This window comes from Herbaspirillum sp. Her4, from assembly GCF_057961335.1.
The window spans coordinates 5,598,371-5,614,141 of record NZ_CM176330.1 but is presented as its reverse complement, the minus strand read 5'-3'; the positions used below and the strand labels follow the sequence as shown (position 1 = coordinate 5,614,141).

Genomic DNA, 15,771 nt, shown 5'->3' with positions numbered 1-15,771 from the left:
AAATGACGCATTGGCATTTCTATAAAATATTTTTAAGTAAAGGCCAGGAATATTTTACGGTCGCCCTTGAGGATGACGCAGACAGTATTTTCGCCACTTCTGATTCTCGTTCTATCCAAGACCAGTATGGGACGGGAAGGAATGCCTCTCGTTTTTCATTCTCTATATCGGCAAAGGTACCCACTCCCTGATTTTCCAGATCAGTTTCGAATAGTGCTTTAACGCTTTGATAAGCAGGGTCGTCCCGAGGAATTCTGATGCGGCATTGTGAACGGATGGCATCAGCACAAGCGTGCGCGTCATCCATTAATAAGGTGCCTACCTCTGTTGAATCTCGATAGATGCCAAACCGCGTCATGCCATTGAACAGCTTTTGTATTGACGTTACCAAAATTGCTTTGGAATTGGCAAAGTCATCAGGCAGATCGGGATCTGCAACACAGGTCCTAATGCCGAATTGCTTTGCCTGCTCGCAAGTCTGAGCAATCAGGAAATTGTTTGGACACAAATACACGGCGGGCCCCGATCCGCTATTTAGTCGCGACTGAAGCATCAGCAGACCTATTAGCGTTTTTCCTTGACCGGTATGTAGTTTGACAATTACATCTTTTTTGGAACGCCGCTTGTCAAACCATTCGGTGAGAACAGCATTTTGTGCTGGTCGTAACGGCCCTTTGTCTACTGCTCGGTCAAGGGTGTCGTACAACTCAACTGGATTCACCGGATTTGCCGTAGCTGCTCCAGAAAGCCGCTTTCTGAAATCTACCATTCCCCCTCCTCTTCTTATTCTCTAAATTTTCTGTAAGCATATATTTCCGGCTGGAATCTGCTCTCATGTCGGAAATCAGGCTCGACGACATATGCAATTACTTACGTGATCAATTAGATTGCTAGACCTCGCCTTCCTTTGAAAGGCACGTCTTTAAGCCAATATTCACGTAAGTGATATGTACTGTCAACAATAAACTATAGCGTTTTAAGCGGTTGATCAAACATCTCTTTTTGAAGTTATTTTGCGCTCACAAGTAGCGTGGTTTGCTTTCTGGAAATTTCCCCACACCTCCACCGCCGTCTCCGCAAACGTCCGTATGCAGGGATTGGTATTCTCCCGGTTCCAGATCACCGCCACCTCCACCGTCGGCGCACCGATGAGCGGCTTGAAGACCGTGGTGTCCAGATGCATGGCCTGCATCGAGGTCGGCACCAGGGCCACGCCCAGGCCTTCACCGACCAGGTTGACGATGGTCTGCTGCAGGTTGGTCTCCAGCACGATGCGGGGACGGAAACCATGCAACTGGCAATGCTGCTGGATCAGGTCATACACCACCGGCGCAATCGGACGCGGAATGCTGATGAAGGCATCCTCGGCCAGCTCGGCGGCCGAGATGTCGGGCTTGTGCGCCAGCCGGTGCCCGCGCGGCAGCACCGCCAGCAAGGGTTCGGCATAGATGGTGTGGCTGTCGAGCCGGCGGCAATCCTCGGGGCGATACATGATGCCCACGTCGATCTTCTCATCCTCGATGTCGGTGGCCAGCAGGTTGGGCACGTATTCGCTCAGGCGCATGTCCACCTCCGGATAGGCCGCCGAATAATGGCGCGTCACCGCCGGCAGGATGTTGTAGGCCGAGGACATCATGAACCCCACCTTCAGCGCACCGCTCTGCCCGGTGCTGGACGAGGCCGCATTGCGCTTGGCCCGCTCCAGTGCCTTGAAAATTTCTGTGGTGTCGCGATAAAAATATTTGCCCGCTGACGTCAGCTGGATGGCGCGTTTGCTGCGGTCGAACAATTGCGCCCCCAACTCCCTCTCCAGCGCCGCAATCTGCCGTGTCAGCGGCGGTTGCGAGATATGCAGCAACTCTGCCGCGCGTCCGAAATGCAGGGTTTCTGCTACGGTGCGGAAATAGGTGAGGTGTCTCAATTCGATCATTTGATACCTTCAAGGTATTGATTCTGTCTGTACATTGTATTGGAAGTCATGGATCGGACTGGCTATTCTTTGCCGCAGACGTGCCGTTGCGACACGTCTCCGGGCCCGCCCCAGGCGGCTTCCCGCGCATAAAGAACCGGTCCCGAGGGAAGCCGGCTCGATAAAAAAAGCAGTCCAAGACAGGAGACCATCATGCCGACCACCCCGGTAGCGCAGCCCTTGCCTGACAGTGACGTTTGCCTCACCCCCGCATCCCTTTCGGCTTCCCCGCGCCACGCGCCACGCTATCGCGACATCGGCCAGCTCGCCGCCGGCGACGAGCTGATGCGCGACCTGGTCGAGCGCGGCAAGCGCCTGATCGATCGCGGCATTCCCGTGCTGATCCTGGGCGAGACCGGTACCGGCAAGGAATACCTCGCGCGCGCCCTGCATGACTACAGCGCACGCCGCCGCGCCAGCTGGATCGCCATCAACTGCGCCTCCATCCCCGAGAGCCTGGCCGAAAGCGAATTGTTCGGCTACGCCAAGGGGGCCTTCTCCGGTGCGCTGCCCGGCGGCATGAAGGGCAAGGTCCAGCAGGCCGATGGCGGCACGCTCTTCCTCGATGAAATCGGCGACATGCCCTTCGCCCTGCAGACACGCCTCTTGCGCGTGCTCTCCGAGCGCGAAGTGATTCCGCTGGGCGCATTGCGTCCGGTACCGGTGGACGTGCAACTGATCTGCGCCACGCACCAGGACCTCAAGACCCTGGTCGCCGAAGGCCGCTTCCGCGAAGACCTGTATTACCGCATCGCCGGTGGCGTGCTGCGCCTGCCGGCCCTGCGCGACCGCAGCGACCGGCGTGCGCTGGTGATGCAGATGATCGCCGATGAGCTTGGCCATGCGGCCGACGAGGGCATGCTCGATCCCGCCGCCCTGCAGCGCCTGCTGGCCTATCCCTGGCCGGGCAATCTGCGCCAGCTGCATGCGGTGATCCGCTACAGCTGTGCCGTCATGAATGACGGCCGCATCACCCTGCGTGATCTGCCGGAAGAACTGATGCAGTTCCAGCCCGCCACGCTGGCGCAGGTGCTGCCGCTGCACCGTCCGGCATCGCGCATGGCTGCCGGGAGCAGCAGCCAGGCCAACGCCGCCGATCCAGGGCGTGATGAACGCACCCGCGTCATCGAAGCCCTGAACGGCAGCCGCTGGAACATCTCCGCCGCCTCGCGGCAACTGGGCATGTGCCGGGCCTCGCTGTACCGCAAGCTGCGGCAGCTGGATATCCCGCATGTGCGCGATCAGGCCATGCCTGCGCATGCTGCCTATGCGGTTGCCTGAAACGGTCTAAATCATTTATATCCACTCCGGCGGGCCAGGAGCGCTCCCGGTCGCGTTCTTGCCAGCATTAAATTTCTGTTAATGCTCGTGCGTTTGTCATTCACTTGAAATAAATGCCCGCTACCCTCAGCCAGTCAAAAAGGGACAAGCGAAGGTGCCGGTCTCGGCACCATGATCAGGCGGGTGGGGATTGCGTAAGCCGTTATCGTTCGAGCCACAAGGGCTGCTGACCAGACTGCTCGCGGGCAGGGGCGTGTCGGCGGGGATGGTGCTGCTCGCCGCCGGCGCGTTGTCGCTGTTGTGGTATTTCACGCTGATCCGCATCGAGAATGAAAAACAGCTGGCCATCGCCGGCTCGGTGGCCGACAGCCGCAACGTGGCCGCCATCGTCTCGGCCAATCTGGATGAAGTGCTGGGCAAGACCCTGCTGTATTCGCGCATCGGGCAATCCATGCTCAATGGCGAGCAATCATCCTCGGCGTATTTCAATCCGCTCTTCAATGGCGATTCGGCCTACCTGCGTGTGGCCATGTTCGATGCGCGCGGACGGCTGGTCTATTCCTCGGCACGCCAGAAGAGCGAGCCGGAACTGAGCCGTCTCATCAATGCCGGTTTCATGAGTACGCTCACCAGTACCGGCGAACAGAACCAGATGATCATCAAGCCGCCCCTGAACCGCGACGGCTACAGCTGGCGCGTGCCGCTGCTCATTCCCTTGCAGGATGGCAAGGGCACGTTGCAGGGATTCTTCGCCGCCATTCTCGATCTGGGCTATTTCCTCAAGACCTATGAAGAGGTCAGCGTGGATGGTGCCAGCCGTATCGAGATCATCAACACCGCCGGGCTGCAACTGGCCGAGCTGGCCGGGGGCATCCTCTCGGGCGGCTCCAACTACGCCGGGCAGGAGTACGCCACCTTCCTGCTGACCGGCAAGGGCGATGGTCTCATCCATGCACTGCGTCCGGGTGATGCGGCCCAGCATGTGGGCGTGCAGCGCCGGCTGGCGCATTACCCGCTGGCGGTGGTGGTCAGCCGCGACCAGCAGGTATTGCTGGGCAAGCTGTGGCCGGCGCACCGGCAGTATTACCTGCAGGCGATCCTGATTTCGCTGCTGGTGGTGGTGCTCTCGGGCGGCCTGATCGCGATGGCGCACCGTCGCCGTTTCCTGTACGAGCAACTGCTGTATTCCGAGCGCGAGAAGAGCGGCCTGATCCAGCAGCTGGAACAGGAAAAGAGCCGCGCCTACCAGCTCGCCTCGCACGATTACCTGACCGGCATCCCCAACCGCATGCTGTTCTACGAACTGGCCGCCACCGAACTCTCGCGGGCGCGGCGCAGCCGCAACCTGTATGCGTTGTTCTTCCTCGATCTCGACAAGTTCAAGCTCATCAACGACACGCTCGGCCATGCCGTGGGCGATGCCCTGCTGCAGGAAGTGGCACGCCGCCTGCGCGCGGCCGTGCGCGAATACGATCTGGTGGCGCGCCTGGGCGGCGATGAATTCGTGGTGCTGGTGTCCGAGATCTGCAGCGAGGAAGTGGTCGCCGAAATCGCCGACAAGCTGGTCGAAGCCCTGCGCGCACCGTATCCCGACCTGCTGGGCTGCGATGTCGAAACCGCGCCCAGCATCGGCATCGCGCTGTATCCGCGCGATGGCCAGAGCATCACCACGCTGATGACCAATGCCGACTCGGCCATGTACACCGCCAAGAGCGCCGGCAGCGGCCTCTATCGTTTCTATGACGCTTCGCTCAATGCGATTGCGGTGCGCGGGCTGGAGTTGCTGGGACGCTTCCGCCAGGCCCTCAAGGAAAACGAATTCTGCCTGCACTACCAGCCCAAGGTCGCGCTGCAGGATTATCGCGTGGTCGGCATGGAAGCGCTGATCCGCTGGCAGCATCCTGAGCATGGCCTGATCTTTCCCGGCGAGTTCATCGGCCTGGCCGAAACGCATGACCTGGTCCAGCCGCTGGGCCACTGGATCATCGAGGCAGTCTGCCGGCAACTGGCGCAATGGCGTGCCGACGGGCTGCCGCTGGTGCCGGTGGCCATCAATGTCTCGGCCAAGCAACTGAATGACGAGCGCCTCATCGCCACCGTGCGCGAATCCCTGCAGCGCCATCAGCTGAGCGCGCATTGGCTGGAGATCGAGGTCACCGAGAGCTGCTTCATCGCCGACCTGGAACAGGCGCGCCAGACCCTGGAAAAACTGCGCGACGAGGGGCTGCGCATTTACCTGGATGACTACGGCACCGGCTATTCCAGCCTCAGCCACATCAAGGCGCTGCCGGTGTATGCACTCAAGATCGACCGTTCCTTCGTGCGCGACATCCGCAACGACAACAGCGACGGCATGATCGTCGCTTCCACTGTCACGCTGGCCCGCAATCTCGGCTTGAAGGTGGTGGCCGAGGGCGTGGAAACCCGTGAACAACTCATGCACCTGAAGCTGATGGGCTGCGACGAAGTGCAGGGGTTCTATCTGCAACGCCCGGTCGCCGCCGCACAGCTGGTGCCGCTCCTGCAGAAAGGCAGCTTCGATTTCTCATGAAGACCCGCATCGCTTCCCTGTCCCTGGCCGCCGCTGCGCTTTGCGCCCTGCTGATGGCCATGCCGACAATGGCCGCCAACCGCAGCGCCTGTGAACGGCCGCAGCGGCTGCGCTTTTCCTTCGTGCCGCAGGGGCGCGACGTCGACCAGCAATCGGCCCTGGCCCCCCTGGTGGAAGAATTGCGCGAACGGTTGAAGATGCCGGTGGACGTGATCATCCCGACCTCCTACGGCGGTGTCATCGAGGGACTGATCGCCGGTGCCATCGATGTCGCGCGGCTGGGGCCGGCGTCCTACGTGACGGCGCGCAAGGGCGATCCGCAGATTACGCCTTTTGCCTCAATGGAGCAGGTGGAGCCCAATTTTGCAGCGCAGGGAGGCGTGTCGTCGGTGTATTACGCGCTGTTGATCACGCGCCAGCAGGGACCGTATGACAGCGTGGCCTCGCTCAGGGGCAAGGTGCTGGCGCTGGCCGATCCCGACAGCACGTCCGGCGCGCTGATCCCGCGCCACCTCTTTGCGCGCCAGTACAAGCTGCAGTTCGACCAGTATTTCTCGCGCATCGGCTATTCAGGCAATCATGAGAAATCGGTCTTGGCCGTGCTGAACCACAATGCCGATGCGGCATTCGTGGCCAGTACCAATCTCTCGCGCATGATCAGCGACGGCCAACTCAAGAAGAGCGATGTGCGGGTACTATGGCGTTCGGGGCCGATTCCTTTCGACCCCTTCGTCTATCGGGGCCAGCTGTGCGCCGATATTCGCAACAAGATCCGCGAAGTGTTCCTGGACAAGAACGCGCTGCGCGTGAAGCTGGCTCTGGACAACCTGCGTGCCACCCACTTCGTGCCGGTGCACGACGCGGCTTACCAGATCATCCGTGCATTGCCGTAACGGCGGGCTGCACGGCGCTTTGCAGGAGAGAAGCTGTGCCCAAGGTGTTCGTCTATGGTTCGCTCAAGCGCGGGCAATCCAATGCTTTCATGATGGATGGTGCGCAGTTCGTGGCCCCGGCCCGCAGCGTGCAGTGCTGGCGGCTGGTGGCCTTGCCGCATTATCCGGCGCTGGTGTGGCAGCAGGGGCCGTGCCGCATCGCCGGTGAAGTCTGGGAAGTGCCCGAGACGATGATGGCGCAGCTGGACCGCTTCGAGGAAGTGCCGGTGCTCTACACGCGGCAGGAGATCGAGGTGGAGCTTGAAGCGCCGGACCCTGCGCAGCCGGGCCGCTTGCTGATGGCCCATGCGTATTTCATGCCGGCCGCGCTGGCCGCTGCCGGGCGCGAGCTGCACGAGGGCTGCTGGCCGGCATGAAGAGTGGACTGGTTTATTCGGCCAGCAGCGTTTCGATATCGGAAATCATTTCCTCAGGGCGCGTCTGCGGCGCGTAGCGCTTGAAGACGGTGCCGTCACGGCGCACCAGGAACTTGGTGAAATTCCATTTGATGGCCTTGCTGCCCAGGAGGCCCGGTGCTTCCTTCTTCAGGTACTGGTAGAGCGGATCGGCCTGGTCGCCATTGACATCGATCTTGGCGAACAGCGGAAAGCTCACGCCGTAATTCTTTTCGCAGAAGGCACCGATTTCCTCGGCATTGCCCGGCTCCTGCGCCCCGAACTGGTTGCAGGGGAAGCCCATCACTTCCAGCCCGCGTGCGTGGAACTGGCGATGGATGGCTTCCAGGCCGTTGTATTGCGGGGTGAACCCGCACTTGCTGGCGGTATTGACGATGAGCAGCACCTTGCCGCGCAGCTGTTCCAGCGGGAAGGGCGTCTGGTCGGCCAGCTTGGGCTGGAAATCGTAGAGAGTGGTCATGGATCGTTCCTTGAGGCTAGCATCGGTGTGGCCGCCATTCTAAACCGCTGCGGGCGGGCTTGCTCGGGGCCGCCCGTACCGGGGATCAGGCCTGCAGGCCGTGTTCGCGTGCGCTCGCCGCACTGATGCGGCCCTGTTGCACCAGCAGCGACAGGCTCGCCGGCAGTGTCTGCATGCCCTGCGCGGCACCGGCCTGCATGGCCGAAAGCAGTTGCGCGCTGCGTCCCTCGCGGATGAGGTTGCGCACCGCCGCCGTGGCCACCAGCACTTCATGGGCCGCCACCCGTGCGGCACCGTCAGCGGACGGCAGCAGGACCTGCGCGACCACGCCCTGCAGTGCCTCGGCCAGCAGGGCGCGCGCGGTGTCCTTCTCGCCTTCGGGGAAGGCATCGATGATGCGATCCACTGCCCGCGCGGCCGAGGCCGCATGCAGCGTGGCCAGTACCAGATGGCCGGTCTCGGCGGCGGTCAGGGCCAGGCGGATGGTCTCCGTATCACGCAGCTCGCCGACCAGCAAGACATCCGGATCCTCGCGCAGCGCCGCCCGCAGGGCCTGCGCGAAGCTGGCGACGTGGGTGCCGATCTCGCGCTGGCTGACCAGGGCGCGGCTGGGCGCGTGCAGGAATTCGATGGTTTTGCTTTTTTAACGGAAAAAGATAAAAACATATCCATTTCCCAAGAGTGTAGTTGGCACTTTGCAACATTTGAGGTAAATAGAGAGATTTTCACTTTCACTACATGATTGCAACGCTGGTCAGGGTATTTGGTATTGTTTTGACAATTCCTTGCAATATTTTCTACATGGAACATGTTCGGGTCAGTTGCTGTCGCGAGTGATCGTAGTTAGCCCCCTCCGCAAACGTTTAAATTTGTTTTAGCCACCACTTTGTTGATTTGCTCGCGGATTTGACCCTTTCCATTTGACCCACCTTCCATTGCCTGCTGAAGGCAGCTACGCAGTCATACGACCATTCATATCCCAGCTCTTTTAAGTCCAGGAACATCCATTTCAGGGTCCTTCTTTGCTTGCGAGATTTGATCGCCTCTGCGCATAACCAAGTGGAAAGTTTGGGGGGCGATGGGATCAAGAGATCTTGGCGAATGCCTTGGTGGATAAGAGGGTTCGCTTACCTCGACACAAGTGTAGGGACGAACTGTCTTGCGGGAAATTTCGAGCCTGCGGGCGATTTCCCGAATTGAGATGTGGCCTCTGATGTACCAACGTCGAATAATTCCAAGTAGGGCCACGTCTATCACTCCGTTCTCCCGCTCGCTATCATGAGCAGGATTACGGTCTAAACATGGGTCAACTTAGGATGCAAATTTCCTGGAAAATGCAGTGACCCCCTCGCGCTGGACCAAGGCCCGGAGCTGAAGTGATACGCTTGTCGAGCCTTCTCAGGAGGAGCGACATCATGGCATCACGAGGTCCATATCGGCGGCACAGCCCGCAATTCAAGATACAGATATGCAGCGATATTCGCAGCGGCAAGATAGGGCGACGCGAGGCGCTCAAGACTCATAACTTGTCGGCCAATCTCATGCAGATGTGGCTAGTGCAGTTTGATCGCGGTGAGCTGGATGCAGAAGATGCTGCTGCGTCGAAGGTTGCAGAGTACGAGGCACATATTGCCGCGTTGGAACGGAAGGTAGGCCAGATGACGATGGAGTTGGATCGCCTTAAAAAAACGCCACGCCTACGACTCGTCAGCAATAGCGAGAACTCAGCGATCATCAGCGGCCCCAAGCCTGCTCCTCCGACGAGGATGCCAAATGGTCGATCTGCCGCGCAGCACCTACTATTATCAGCCCAGGCCGGCTACTGCCGCATTCGGTGATGCTGAGCTGGCCCATCTGATAGAAGACATCCACGATGTATTCCCGGGCTATGGCTATCGTCGAATCACGAAGGAATTGAGGGCACGCAGGCATATGGTCTATCACAAGCGCGTAGTCAGGATCATGCTTGAGCAAGAGGTATACGGCCATCATCGGCGCAGGTTCAAGCCGGTGGCCGGCTCTGAAACTGACGTCGCCGTCTTTCTTAATCACTATCAGAACATCATTCCAACTGAGCCAGATCGTGTCTGGGTTGCCGATATCACCTACATCCTAATAGCATCCGGCTTTGTCTACCTGGCCGTTGTTTTGGATGCTTGCAGCCGCAAGGTAATCGGCTACGCTCTATCTAAGCGGATCGACACGCCTTTGGCACTGGCCGCGCTGACGGTCGCTTACAGAATTCGCAAGCCGGCGCCCGGCACTTGCATTCACCATACGGATCGTGGGCGCCAATATGCCAGTGCCTTATAACCGGGATTCTTTGGAGGAATTTGGTCTGATAAGATCGATGAGTGCGCCAGCCAATCCATATTACAACGCGCAGGCGGAGAGCTTCATGAAGACGCTTAAGGTCGAAGAGGTTTGTCTGGCCGGATATGAAAAATTCGATGACGTGGCAGCGAGACTGCCGTACTTCATCGAAGAGACTTACAACGCACGGCGTATGCACTCGGCGCTGGGCAATCAATCACCTAACCAGTTCGAAGCACTACTTGCTCGGCAAGCGGCTTCGTTTATCGATAAACCTTGGTCCAGCCCGAGGGGTTCACTCCAAAAGTGATTCAGTTTTTTCAAACAGAGAGGCTGCTTATTCGCAATGACGCCTTGGGATATAGTCAGAACGTGCGCATATCTAGGAATAGTCGCGCATATCATGGAATTTCACACATGAAAAATCCAATCACACGAAAAAAATCTCCTGAAATATCAGTCTGATCGCAGATCGCCTGTTTCTCCGAGAGCTTCCCTAAGATATGAGGTCAATTTTTTCAAATCATCCTTCGTAAGCCTCGCGGCTAATAGGACAAATTCGGCCAATTGTTCATTTGGCTCGAAAAGGTAGCTGAGCGGCACATCCAAGGCCTTCGCTAGGCGGAGGGAGGTTCCCTGATCAGGTATATGAACTCCCCGCTCGTACTGATTGATCCTCGGGCTTGCAGAATATTCATCTATACCAGCCGACACTCCCAAATCAAATTGGGTGAGACCAGCAGCCTGCCTAGCGCTCTTTAGCCGCCGCGGGAAAACGCCAGAAGTGTCTTTTTTCGAAACCATCCTAAGAGTGTCTTAGGATGCTATTGACGTTGTACTAAGACTTCCTTAGTATCCGTTCTTCCCTTCTTCCACGAAGAATACAGAGCTTCATGATTTTCCTGTGACTCTCAGTTAGCCGTATTGTCTGATTACTGTACCCAATGAATGTCTGCGATATTCGGCCACTATCAACTTACATCGGAGTTGGTGGTGCCTCTAAGAAAGTTAAAGCCATCTCCATGAAGGTCGATGGTAGTTTGACGGTGGAGTGGCGTCGAGCCCCTGGAAACCGAAACAATCGCAATATCCCGCTGCGAGGAAGTGAACCCATAGAGCAATTTGCACATTGGGCAAAATTACTAATCGACACATGGTCTCACGACCTGGAGCATTACCTTTTTGAATCTGACATGACTTCTCCGCATCAGATCATTGGCAACGCTGTAACAGGATTCCCAATTCATCCATCCTTGCCGGCGACCGAGCTTTGAGCACTATTGCCATTGACGTTGATGGAGTCCTGCTGAACTATAACGCCGCGTATGCCGTTGTTTGGCAGCGTGCATTCGGTGTGCTGCCAGCTATACGAAATCCTGATGCCTATTGGCCCAGAGAACGGTGGCGAGTCGAACATCTTACGGGTTCCAGATTGGAGTACTTTCGATCCCATTTCGATGAATCATTTTGGAGTTCTCTACCGGCCTATGACGGTGCAATCGAGGCATGTTTGCGATTAGAAAACGCAGGATTCAACCTAGTCTGTATCAGCGCCATAGATCCCTGCTTTAGACAAGCCCGGGAAAGAAACCTACGTGAACTGGGCTTTCCTATTGAGCGGGTATTTTGCACCGAGGGAATTGATGGCCTAGTTAGTCCAAAAGCTCCAGTGCTGTCTGAAATAGCCCCTGTAGCATTCGTTGACGACTATTTGCCCTTCATGCGGGGAATTCCATCGCAAATTCATGCTGCTTTAATTTCACGTGATTCTGCCGGTAGCCCAAACGTCGGTGAGGATTTAGGTTTAGTGGATTCTAAGCATACGTGTTTTGCCGAATTTGCTGATTGGTGGTTAGCACGTCGCATCTATCTGCAGAGATAGCTAATGTGGCTGACATTGATGCCGCCATCGACTCCGGCCTCACTATTTAATATAGACATCAAAATCTCAATCTGGACGCTGCTCTTTCAGGGCCTGATCAGATTCAAATTTCCGGATTCACGTGAATAAGACACTATCGCCTCGCTATCTGGAGATATGGCTTCATAGTGTTCATGTTGGTTGGCTCTGTGAGCTTGAGGGAACTAGCAGATTCATTGCCACCGAGGACTATCTAGATGATAGGCATCGAGCCACCTTATCAGCGTCTATCGTAATGCCTGGTGGTGAAGCACTTTGTCGTAGCTCAGTAGATAGCCATACTGATCCACCCCTATATCGCGAACTTAAGCAGATGCCTCCGTTTTTTGCAGGGTTAATGTCCGAGGGGGCATTGCGCTTAAGGCTGGCAGCAACGCGAAGGGAGGATAAGGACAAAGATGACTTTGGAATATTGGCCGCCGCAGGTCAAGACTTGCCGGGAGCGATAATCGCAGTTCCGGCAGATCTCACCAAGCTCCCGCCATCCCTATCAAAGATGGAAATTGATGGCTACTCCAAAGTATGGGCCCCGATCGCTCCGGAGGGGGCTATTGCCGGAGGAGCCTTGCTTTCTGGGGTTCAAGATAAGCTTGCGCTTCTCTACTCTCACGACGACCAGCTTTACCGAACACCTCAGACAGGAGAACTTTCGAACGTTGTCGCGAAGTTACCAAAGGTTGAAGACGACTCCCAGGTAAGAAACGAGTATCTGTGCATGACATTGGCTCGATTAGCAGAAATAAACGTCGCCCAATGCCGACTAGTTCCCATGAGCGAAATAGTCGGATTGCCTGATTTAGTCCGGCAACTTGGACCGAATACACATTTCCTTGCAGTGGACCGTTTTGACCGTAGCCCGGAAGGACCAGTGCATATCGAAGATGCTTGTCAATTCCTTGGAATGTTGCCTGGTCAGAAGTACGCAGGTGTCAGTAAATTTGTTTTGTTCCTTCAGATGCTAAATCGACTGGGCACAAAAGGTATCTCCGATATTCAGCAGTTTTTTATGCGTCAGGCCGTCAACACGCTCATTGGAAATTCTGACGCGCATTTGAAAAACCACAGCGTTCTATATCGACACGGAATCTTTCCAGAACTCTCTCCGGCCTACGACATTGTTTGCTTATCCGCGCTTCCAAATTTCAGGTTGCTACACAATAACGTTGCGATAGACAAGTTTCAACGCGAGGAAACTTTAGATTTATATTGTGCCGTAGCTCAAGAGGCCGGAATCGCTCAATTGGCTGTGAAGGTGGCGGTAAAGCGCGCAGTGGAATTGGCGCTCGATCGCTGGCCCACTGCACTTCAAACTTCGGATGTTCCAGATAGGATCAGAAATGAGATTCTCGGCCGCTTGCGCACATTGCCTTTGGCCGTCAGCCTCAATTAACCATAGGCGGGACTGACGGGATCTGTGAATTTCGGAGATGAGGTAACTGCATTGTTGATTTGCTCGCGGATTTGACCCTCTCCATTTGACCCACCTTCCACCGTCTACCAAAGGCGGCCACACGGTCGTACGACCCCTCATATCTCAGTTCTCTCAGATCCAGGAACATCTGTTTCAGGGTTCTTCGTTGCTTGCGAAATTTAACGGATTCAGCGCTCAGCCAAGCGGAGAGCCTGGGAGTAAACTCATCAAGAGAACTAGGCGAATGCCTTGCTGGGTATGCTGGTTCGATCGCGGCTGACCGAATATAACGTCGAACCGTATTGCGGGAGATGTCCACACAGCGCTCTGTAGACCCGCTGGCCCGCCAGGCCTCTGATACCTCCCGCTGTACCCGATGAGGGCGTTCCTTGGCATCGCATGATGAGAGCGCTACCTTCATATCGCGCCCCATGCACTGGTGTACGCCTTGATGGGGGGGGGGATAGCATTTTCTCGAACGGATGATGAAAGGGGCTGTCAGGGGCCCCTCTGCGTCCTGAGGATGCTCGAGCCGGGGCGGAGAGGGAGGGGTGAGGATGTTATCGAAAATATAATTTCCTTGTTCTTTTTGGCTCGGCGCGCGCGGTTGCCCCCACCCCGCGCCTGCCCGCTACATAGATCGGTTTTGACTCAAATTTGCGCCACGTGCGAAATCCCGCCCAGCCTGGCCCAGCAAACTATTTCGCGAACATTAAATTTGACGCATTTTGACGCACCCAGTAGTCGGCTTTGATCGACACAATGGAAAATCCGAACCATATAAAAAAAGCTTACTGCCCTGCTAATACCATCCAAAATTTGGCCTTGGCATGGGGCCCTATCGAAAGTGTTCATCATGCTGAGAGAAGAACTTTGGCTCGCAAGAAAAAGCACCCCATCAGTGGTTGACGTTCTGCGAACTGCCGTCCGCTAATGCTTGCAGTATGTTCGTCAAGTCGTCTAAAAGTAGCTGCATATTGTCGACGACGTTGTTGATTTCCTTGGCAGATTGGGCCGACTCGCCTGCAAGTGACCGAACTTCTTGGGCAACGACCGCGAATCCTCTGCCTGCTGACCCTGCTCGCGCGGCTTCAATCGCAGCGTTCAGCGACAGGATATTGGTCTGAAAAGATATTTTGTTAATCATGTAAACAAAATCACGGATACGAGTGCTTGACTGCGCGATCTTCGCCATAAGATCTTGCATTGTTTGTCGGTGGGCAACTTCGATCGTCACGTCTTTAATGAAACCCGTGTAGAAGGTTTCGGAGCCAATCTTTACTCTGGATAGCGAGAGGTTCCCCCATTTTTGGGAACCGTCGGATTGTTCAATGGGAACTTCCCGCGTGGTGCCAACAATCTTATCTTGGCCCGTCGAGCGGTTGGCATTCACGTAGTTGTCATGTTTCGATTGAATGGCTGCGGGAACAAGTTTTTTGACATTCGTTCCTAGGACTTCGCTTCGCTTTATTCCCCATAGAGTTTCAGCGGCCTTATTGAAAAAGGTTACGCAGTTATTGTGGTCAATCGTGACTACCGCATCAATAGTTTGTTCCAGTGTTTGGTTAATGACTTCTCGGGCGTCTCGTTCGGCAGAAATGTCCCGAATAAATGCCGTGTAACCAAGCCCGGCTTGTAGCTCGATCCTTGACAGGGCCAGGCTGACCCAAACTTTTTTGCCGTCTTTTCGTTCAAGCTCAACTTCACGGCTTGAGCCAACAATTTTATTATGACCAGTGTTCCGGTTAGCATTGACGTAGCTATCATGTTTCGACTGGATCATTTGCGGAACCAGCATTTTCACATTTTGGCCTAGTACCTCGGAGCGGTTATAGCCCCATAGTTTTTCCGCAGAGTAATTGAAGAAGATGACGTTGTTTTTTTCATCAATTGACACAACTGCATCAAGGGCTTGTTCCAAGGTTTGATTGATAATATCGCGGTTAGAAACCTCGTCGGAAATGTCACGAACAAAGGCCGCATAGTAATCGCCACCATTTGCAGCGATACGGGACAACGCCAAATTGACCCACAGGACTTTTCCGTCTTTTCTTTCTAGCTGAACCTCGCGGAAGGTGCCAACGATTTTATCGTTGTGCGTTTGACGGTTGCTGTTCACATACTTGTCGTGTATGGACTGAATCATGTGCGGAACCAGCATTTTCACATTCTGGTCCAACACTTCGGCTCGTTCGTAGCCCCATAGCTTCTCTGCGGCGTGGTTGAAAAATATCACTCGGTTTTGACCATCAATAACCACAACGGCATTTAGAGCGAGTTCTAGAACTTCACGCTCAAGCAAAATTGTTTGCTGAGTTACCGCCGTGAAAGCGGCTGAGCGATTGGACTTCGCTCGAAATAGTTTAGGCAGCATCATTTTCTCGTTAGCTTGTGTCGGATTATTGAATTCACTGTCAACCTCGCTTGTGATGCAGGCTACAGAGCTTTAATTAATTCAATTCTCCGAATAGGCGGTCTTTGCGCCCTCATTTTTAACATTTTTTTTCGGAAGAAATG

17 protein-coding genes are annotated in these 15,771 nt (G+C 55.8%); 10 read left to right on the top strand and 7 right to left on the bottom strand.

What is annotated here, in order from left to right; all coding sequences use genetic code 11:
- Nucleotides 1-19: 19 nt before the first annotated feature.
- Nucleotides 20-769, bottom strand: a complete 750-nt coding sequence (locus tag ACWFUC_RS25380) for a DEAD/DEAH box helicase family protein (protein ID WP_489637413.1) — start codon at nt 767-769, stop codon at nt 20-22.
- A gap of 219 nt (nt 770-988) precedes the next feature.
- Nucleotides 989-1,930: a LysR family transcriptional regulator gene (locus ACWFUC_RS25375; RefSeq protein ID WP_489623734.1), complete on the bottom strand. Its 942-nt coding sequence runs from the start codon at nt 1,928-1,930 to the stop codon at nt 989-991.
- A 192-nt stretch (nt 1,931-2,122) separates the two neighbouring features.
- Here ACWFUC_RS25375 and ACWFUC_RS25370 point away from each other — a divergent pair, with 192 nt between their 5' ends.
- The 4 genes from ACWFUC_RS25370 (at nt 2,123) to ACWFUC_RS25355 (ending at nt 7,110) form a co-directional block, all read left to right on the top strand.
- On the top strand, nt 2,123-3,250 hold the full coding sequence (locus ACWFUC_RS25370) for a sigma-54-dependent Fis family transcriptional regulator (protein ID WP_489623733.1): 1,128 nt from the start codon (nt 2,123-2,125) through the stop codon (nt 3,248-3,250).
- 265 nt (nt 3,251-3,515) lie between these two features.
- Nucleotides 3,516-5,801, top strand: coding sequence for a bifunctional diguanylate cyclase/phosphodiesterase (locus tag ACWFUC_RS25365; protein WP_489623732.1), 2,286 nt, complete (start codon nt 3,516-3,518; stop codon nt 5,799-5,801).
- Complete coding sequence (locus ACWFUC_RS25360; RefSeq protein WP_489623731.1) at nt 5,798-6,694, top strand: phosphate/phosphite/phosphonate ABC transporter substrate-binding protein; 897 nt, start codon at nt 5,798-5,800, stop codon at nt 6,692-6,694. The genes ACWFUC_RS25365 and ACWFUC_RS25360 overlap by 4 nt, the downstream gene beginning before the upstream one ends.
- A 35-nt stretch (nt 6,695-6,729) precedes the next feature.
- Entirely contained in the window at nt 6,730-7,110 is a 381-nt protein-coding gene (locus ACWFUC_RS25355) for a gamma-glutamylcyclotransferase family protein (protein ID WP_209567588.1), read from the top strand.
- Between the two features lie 13 nt (nt 7,111-7,123).
- Here ACWFUC_RS25355 and ACWFUC_RS25350 read toward each other — a convergent pair whose 3' ends face one another.
- Together ACWFUC_RS25350 and ACWFUC_RS25345 are read right to left on the bottom strand one after the other, a co-directional pair.
- Entirely contained in the window at nt 7,124-7,609 is a 486-nt protein-coding gene (locus ACWFUC_RS25350) for a glutathione peroxidase (RefSeq protein WP_039786962.1), read from the bottom strand.
- Between the two features lie 85 nt (nt 7,610-7,694).
- Nucleotides 7,695-8,192 (bottom strand): type IV pilus twitching motility protein PilT, encoded by a 498-nt coding sequence (locus ACWFUC_RS25345; RefSeq protein ID WP_489637631.1) that lies wholly within the window; start codon nt 8,190-8,192, stop codon nt 7,695-7,697.
- Between ACWFUC_RS25345 and ACWFUC_RS25340 the strand changes: the two genes are divergently transcribed.
- Nucleotides 8,181-8,351 (top strand): hypothetical protein, encoded by a 171-nt coding sequence (locus ACWFUC_RS25340; RefSeq protein ID WP_489637412.1) that lies wholly within the window; start codon nt 8,181-8,183, stop codon nt 8,349-8,351. The genes ACWFUC_RS25345 and ACWFUC_RS25340 overlap by 12 nt on opposite strands.
- A gap of 230 nt (nt 8,352-8,581) precedes the next feature.
- Here the strand turns inward: ACWFUC_RS25340 and ACWFUC_RS25335 are convergent, their stop codons facing one another.
- Entirely contained in the window at nt 8,582-8,857 is a 276-nt protein-coding gene (locus tag ACWFUC_RS25335) for a helix-turn-helix domain-containing protein (protein ID WP_489637630.1), read from the bottom strand.
- 167 nt (nt 8,858-9,024) lie between these two features.
- On the opposite strand from ACWFUC_RS25335, the gene ACWFUC_RS25330 reads away from it, so the two are divergent.
- The 3 genes from ACWFUC_RS25330 to ACWFUC_RS25320 are packed head-to-tail and all read left to right on the top strand — an operon-like array spanning nt 9,025 to nt 10,232.
- Entirely contained in the window at nt 9,025-9,447 is a 423-nt protein-coding gene (locus tag ACWFUC_RS25330) for a transposase (protein WP_489637411.1), read from the top strand.
- Nucleotides 9,383-9,922: a DDE-type integrase/transposase/recombinase gene (locus tag ACWFUC_RS25325; protein ID WP_489637410.1), complete on the top strand. Its 540-nt coding sequence runs from the start codon at nt 9,383-9,385 to the stop codon at nt 9,920-9,922. Before ACWFUC_RS25330 ends, ACWFUC_RS25325 begins: the two co-directional genes overlap by 65 nt.
- Nucleotides 9,906-10,232 (top strand): integrase core domain-containing protein, encoded by a 327-nt coding sequence (locus tag ACWFUC_RS25320; RefSeq protein WP_489637409.1) that lies wholly within the window; start codon nt 9,906-9,908, stop codon nt 10,230-10,232. The genes ACWFUC_RS25325 and ACWFUC_RS25320 overlap by 17 nt, the downstream gene beginning before the upstream one ends.
- A 146-nt stretch (nt 10,233-10,378) precedes the next feature.
- Here ACWFUC_RS25320 and ACWFUC_RS25315 read toward each other — a convergent pair whose 3' ends face one another.
- Nucleotides 10,379-10,726 carry a helix-turn-helix domain-containing protein gene (locus ACWFUC_RS25315; RefSeq protein ID WP_489637408.1) on the bottom strand — a complete coding sequence of 116 codons (348 nt, stop codon included), beginning with the start codon at nt 10,724-10,726 and terminating at the stop codon, nt 10,379-10,381.
- 466 nt (nt 10,727-11,192) lie between these two features.
- Here ACWFUC_RS25315 and ACWFUC_RS25310 point away from each other — a divergent pair, with 466 nt between their 5' ends.
- Both ACWFUC_RS25310 and ACWFUC_RS25305 read left to right on the top strand, forming a co-directional pair.
- On the top strand, nt 11,193-11,804 hold the full coding sequence (locus ACWFUC_RS25310) for an HAD family hydrolase (RefSeq protein ID WP_489637407.1): 612 nt from the start codon (nt 11,193-11,195) through the stop codon (nt 11,802-11,804).
- A gap of 121 nt (nt 11,805-11,925) precedes the next feature.
- Nucleotides 11,926-13,233 (top strand): type II toxin-antitoxin system HipA family toxin, encoded by a 1,308-nt coding sequence (locus tag ACWFUC_RS25305; RefSeq protein WP_489637406.1) that lies wholly within the window; start codon nt 11,926-11,928, stop codon nt 13,231-13,233.
- A 919-nt stretch (nt 13,234-14,152) separates the two neighbouring features.
- Here the strand turns inward: ACWFUC_RS25305 and ACWFUC_RS25300 are convergent.
- Nucleotides 14,153-15,631, bottom strand: coding sequence for a PAS domain S-box protein (locus ACWFUC_RS25300; RefSeq protein ID WP_489637405.1), 1,479 nt, complete (start codon nt 15,629-15,631; stop codon nt 14,153-14,155).
- Between the last annotated feature and the right edge of the window lie 140 nt (nt 15,632-15,771).

Excerpts from the sequence above, each read along its gene's own strand:
- ACWFUC_RS25350 (WP_039786962.1), bottom strand. The coding sequence starts at position 7,609 with ATGACCACTCTCTACGATTTCCAGCCCAAGCTGGCCGACCAGACGCCC.
- ACWFUC_RS25380 (WP_489637413.1), bottom strand. The coding sequence starts at position 769 with ATGGTAGATTTCAGAAAGCGGCTTTCTGGAGCAGCTACGGCAAATCCG.
- ACWFUC_RS25330 (WP_489637411.1), top strand. The coding sequence starts at position 9,025 with ATGGCATCACGAGGTCCATATCGGCGGCACAGCCCGCAATTCAAGATA.
- ACWFUC_RS25315 (WP_489637408.1), bottom strand. The coding sequence starts at position 10,726 with ATGGTTTCGAAAAAAGACACTTCTGGCGTTTTCCCGCGGCGGCTAAAG.
- ACWFUC_RS25375 (WP_489623734.1), bottom strand. The coding sequence starts at position 1,930 with ATGATCGAATTGAGACACCTCACCTATTTCCGCACCGTAGCAGAAACC.
- ACWFUC_RS25370 (WP_489623733.1), top strand. The coding sequence starts at position 2,123 with ATGCCGACCACCCCGGTAGCGCAGCCCTTGCCTGACAGTGACGTTTGC.
- ACWFUC_RS25320 (WP_489637409.1), top strand. The coding sequence starts at position 9,906 with ATGCCAGTGCCTTATAACCGGGATTCTTTGGAGGAATTTGGTCTGATA.
- ACWFUC_RS25325 (WP_489637410.1), top strand. The coding sequence starts at position 9,383 with ATGGTCGATCTGCCGCGCAGCACCTACTATTATCAGCCCAGGCCGGCT.
- ACWFUC_RS25360 (WP_489623731.1), top strand. The coding sequence starts at position 5,798 with ATGAAGACCCGCATCGCTTCCCTGTCCCTGGCCGCCGCTGCGCTTTGC.
- ACWFUC_RS25300 (WP_489637405.1), bottom strand. The coding sequence starts at position 15,631 with ATGATGCTGCCTAAACTATTTCGAGCGAAGTCCAATCGCTCAGCCGCT.
- ACWFUC_RS25365 (WP_489623732.1), top strand. The coding sequence starts at position 3,516 with ATGGTGCTGCTCGCCGCCGGCGCGTTGTCGCTGTTGTGGTATTTCACG.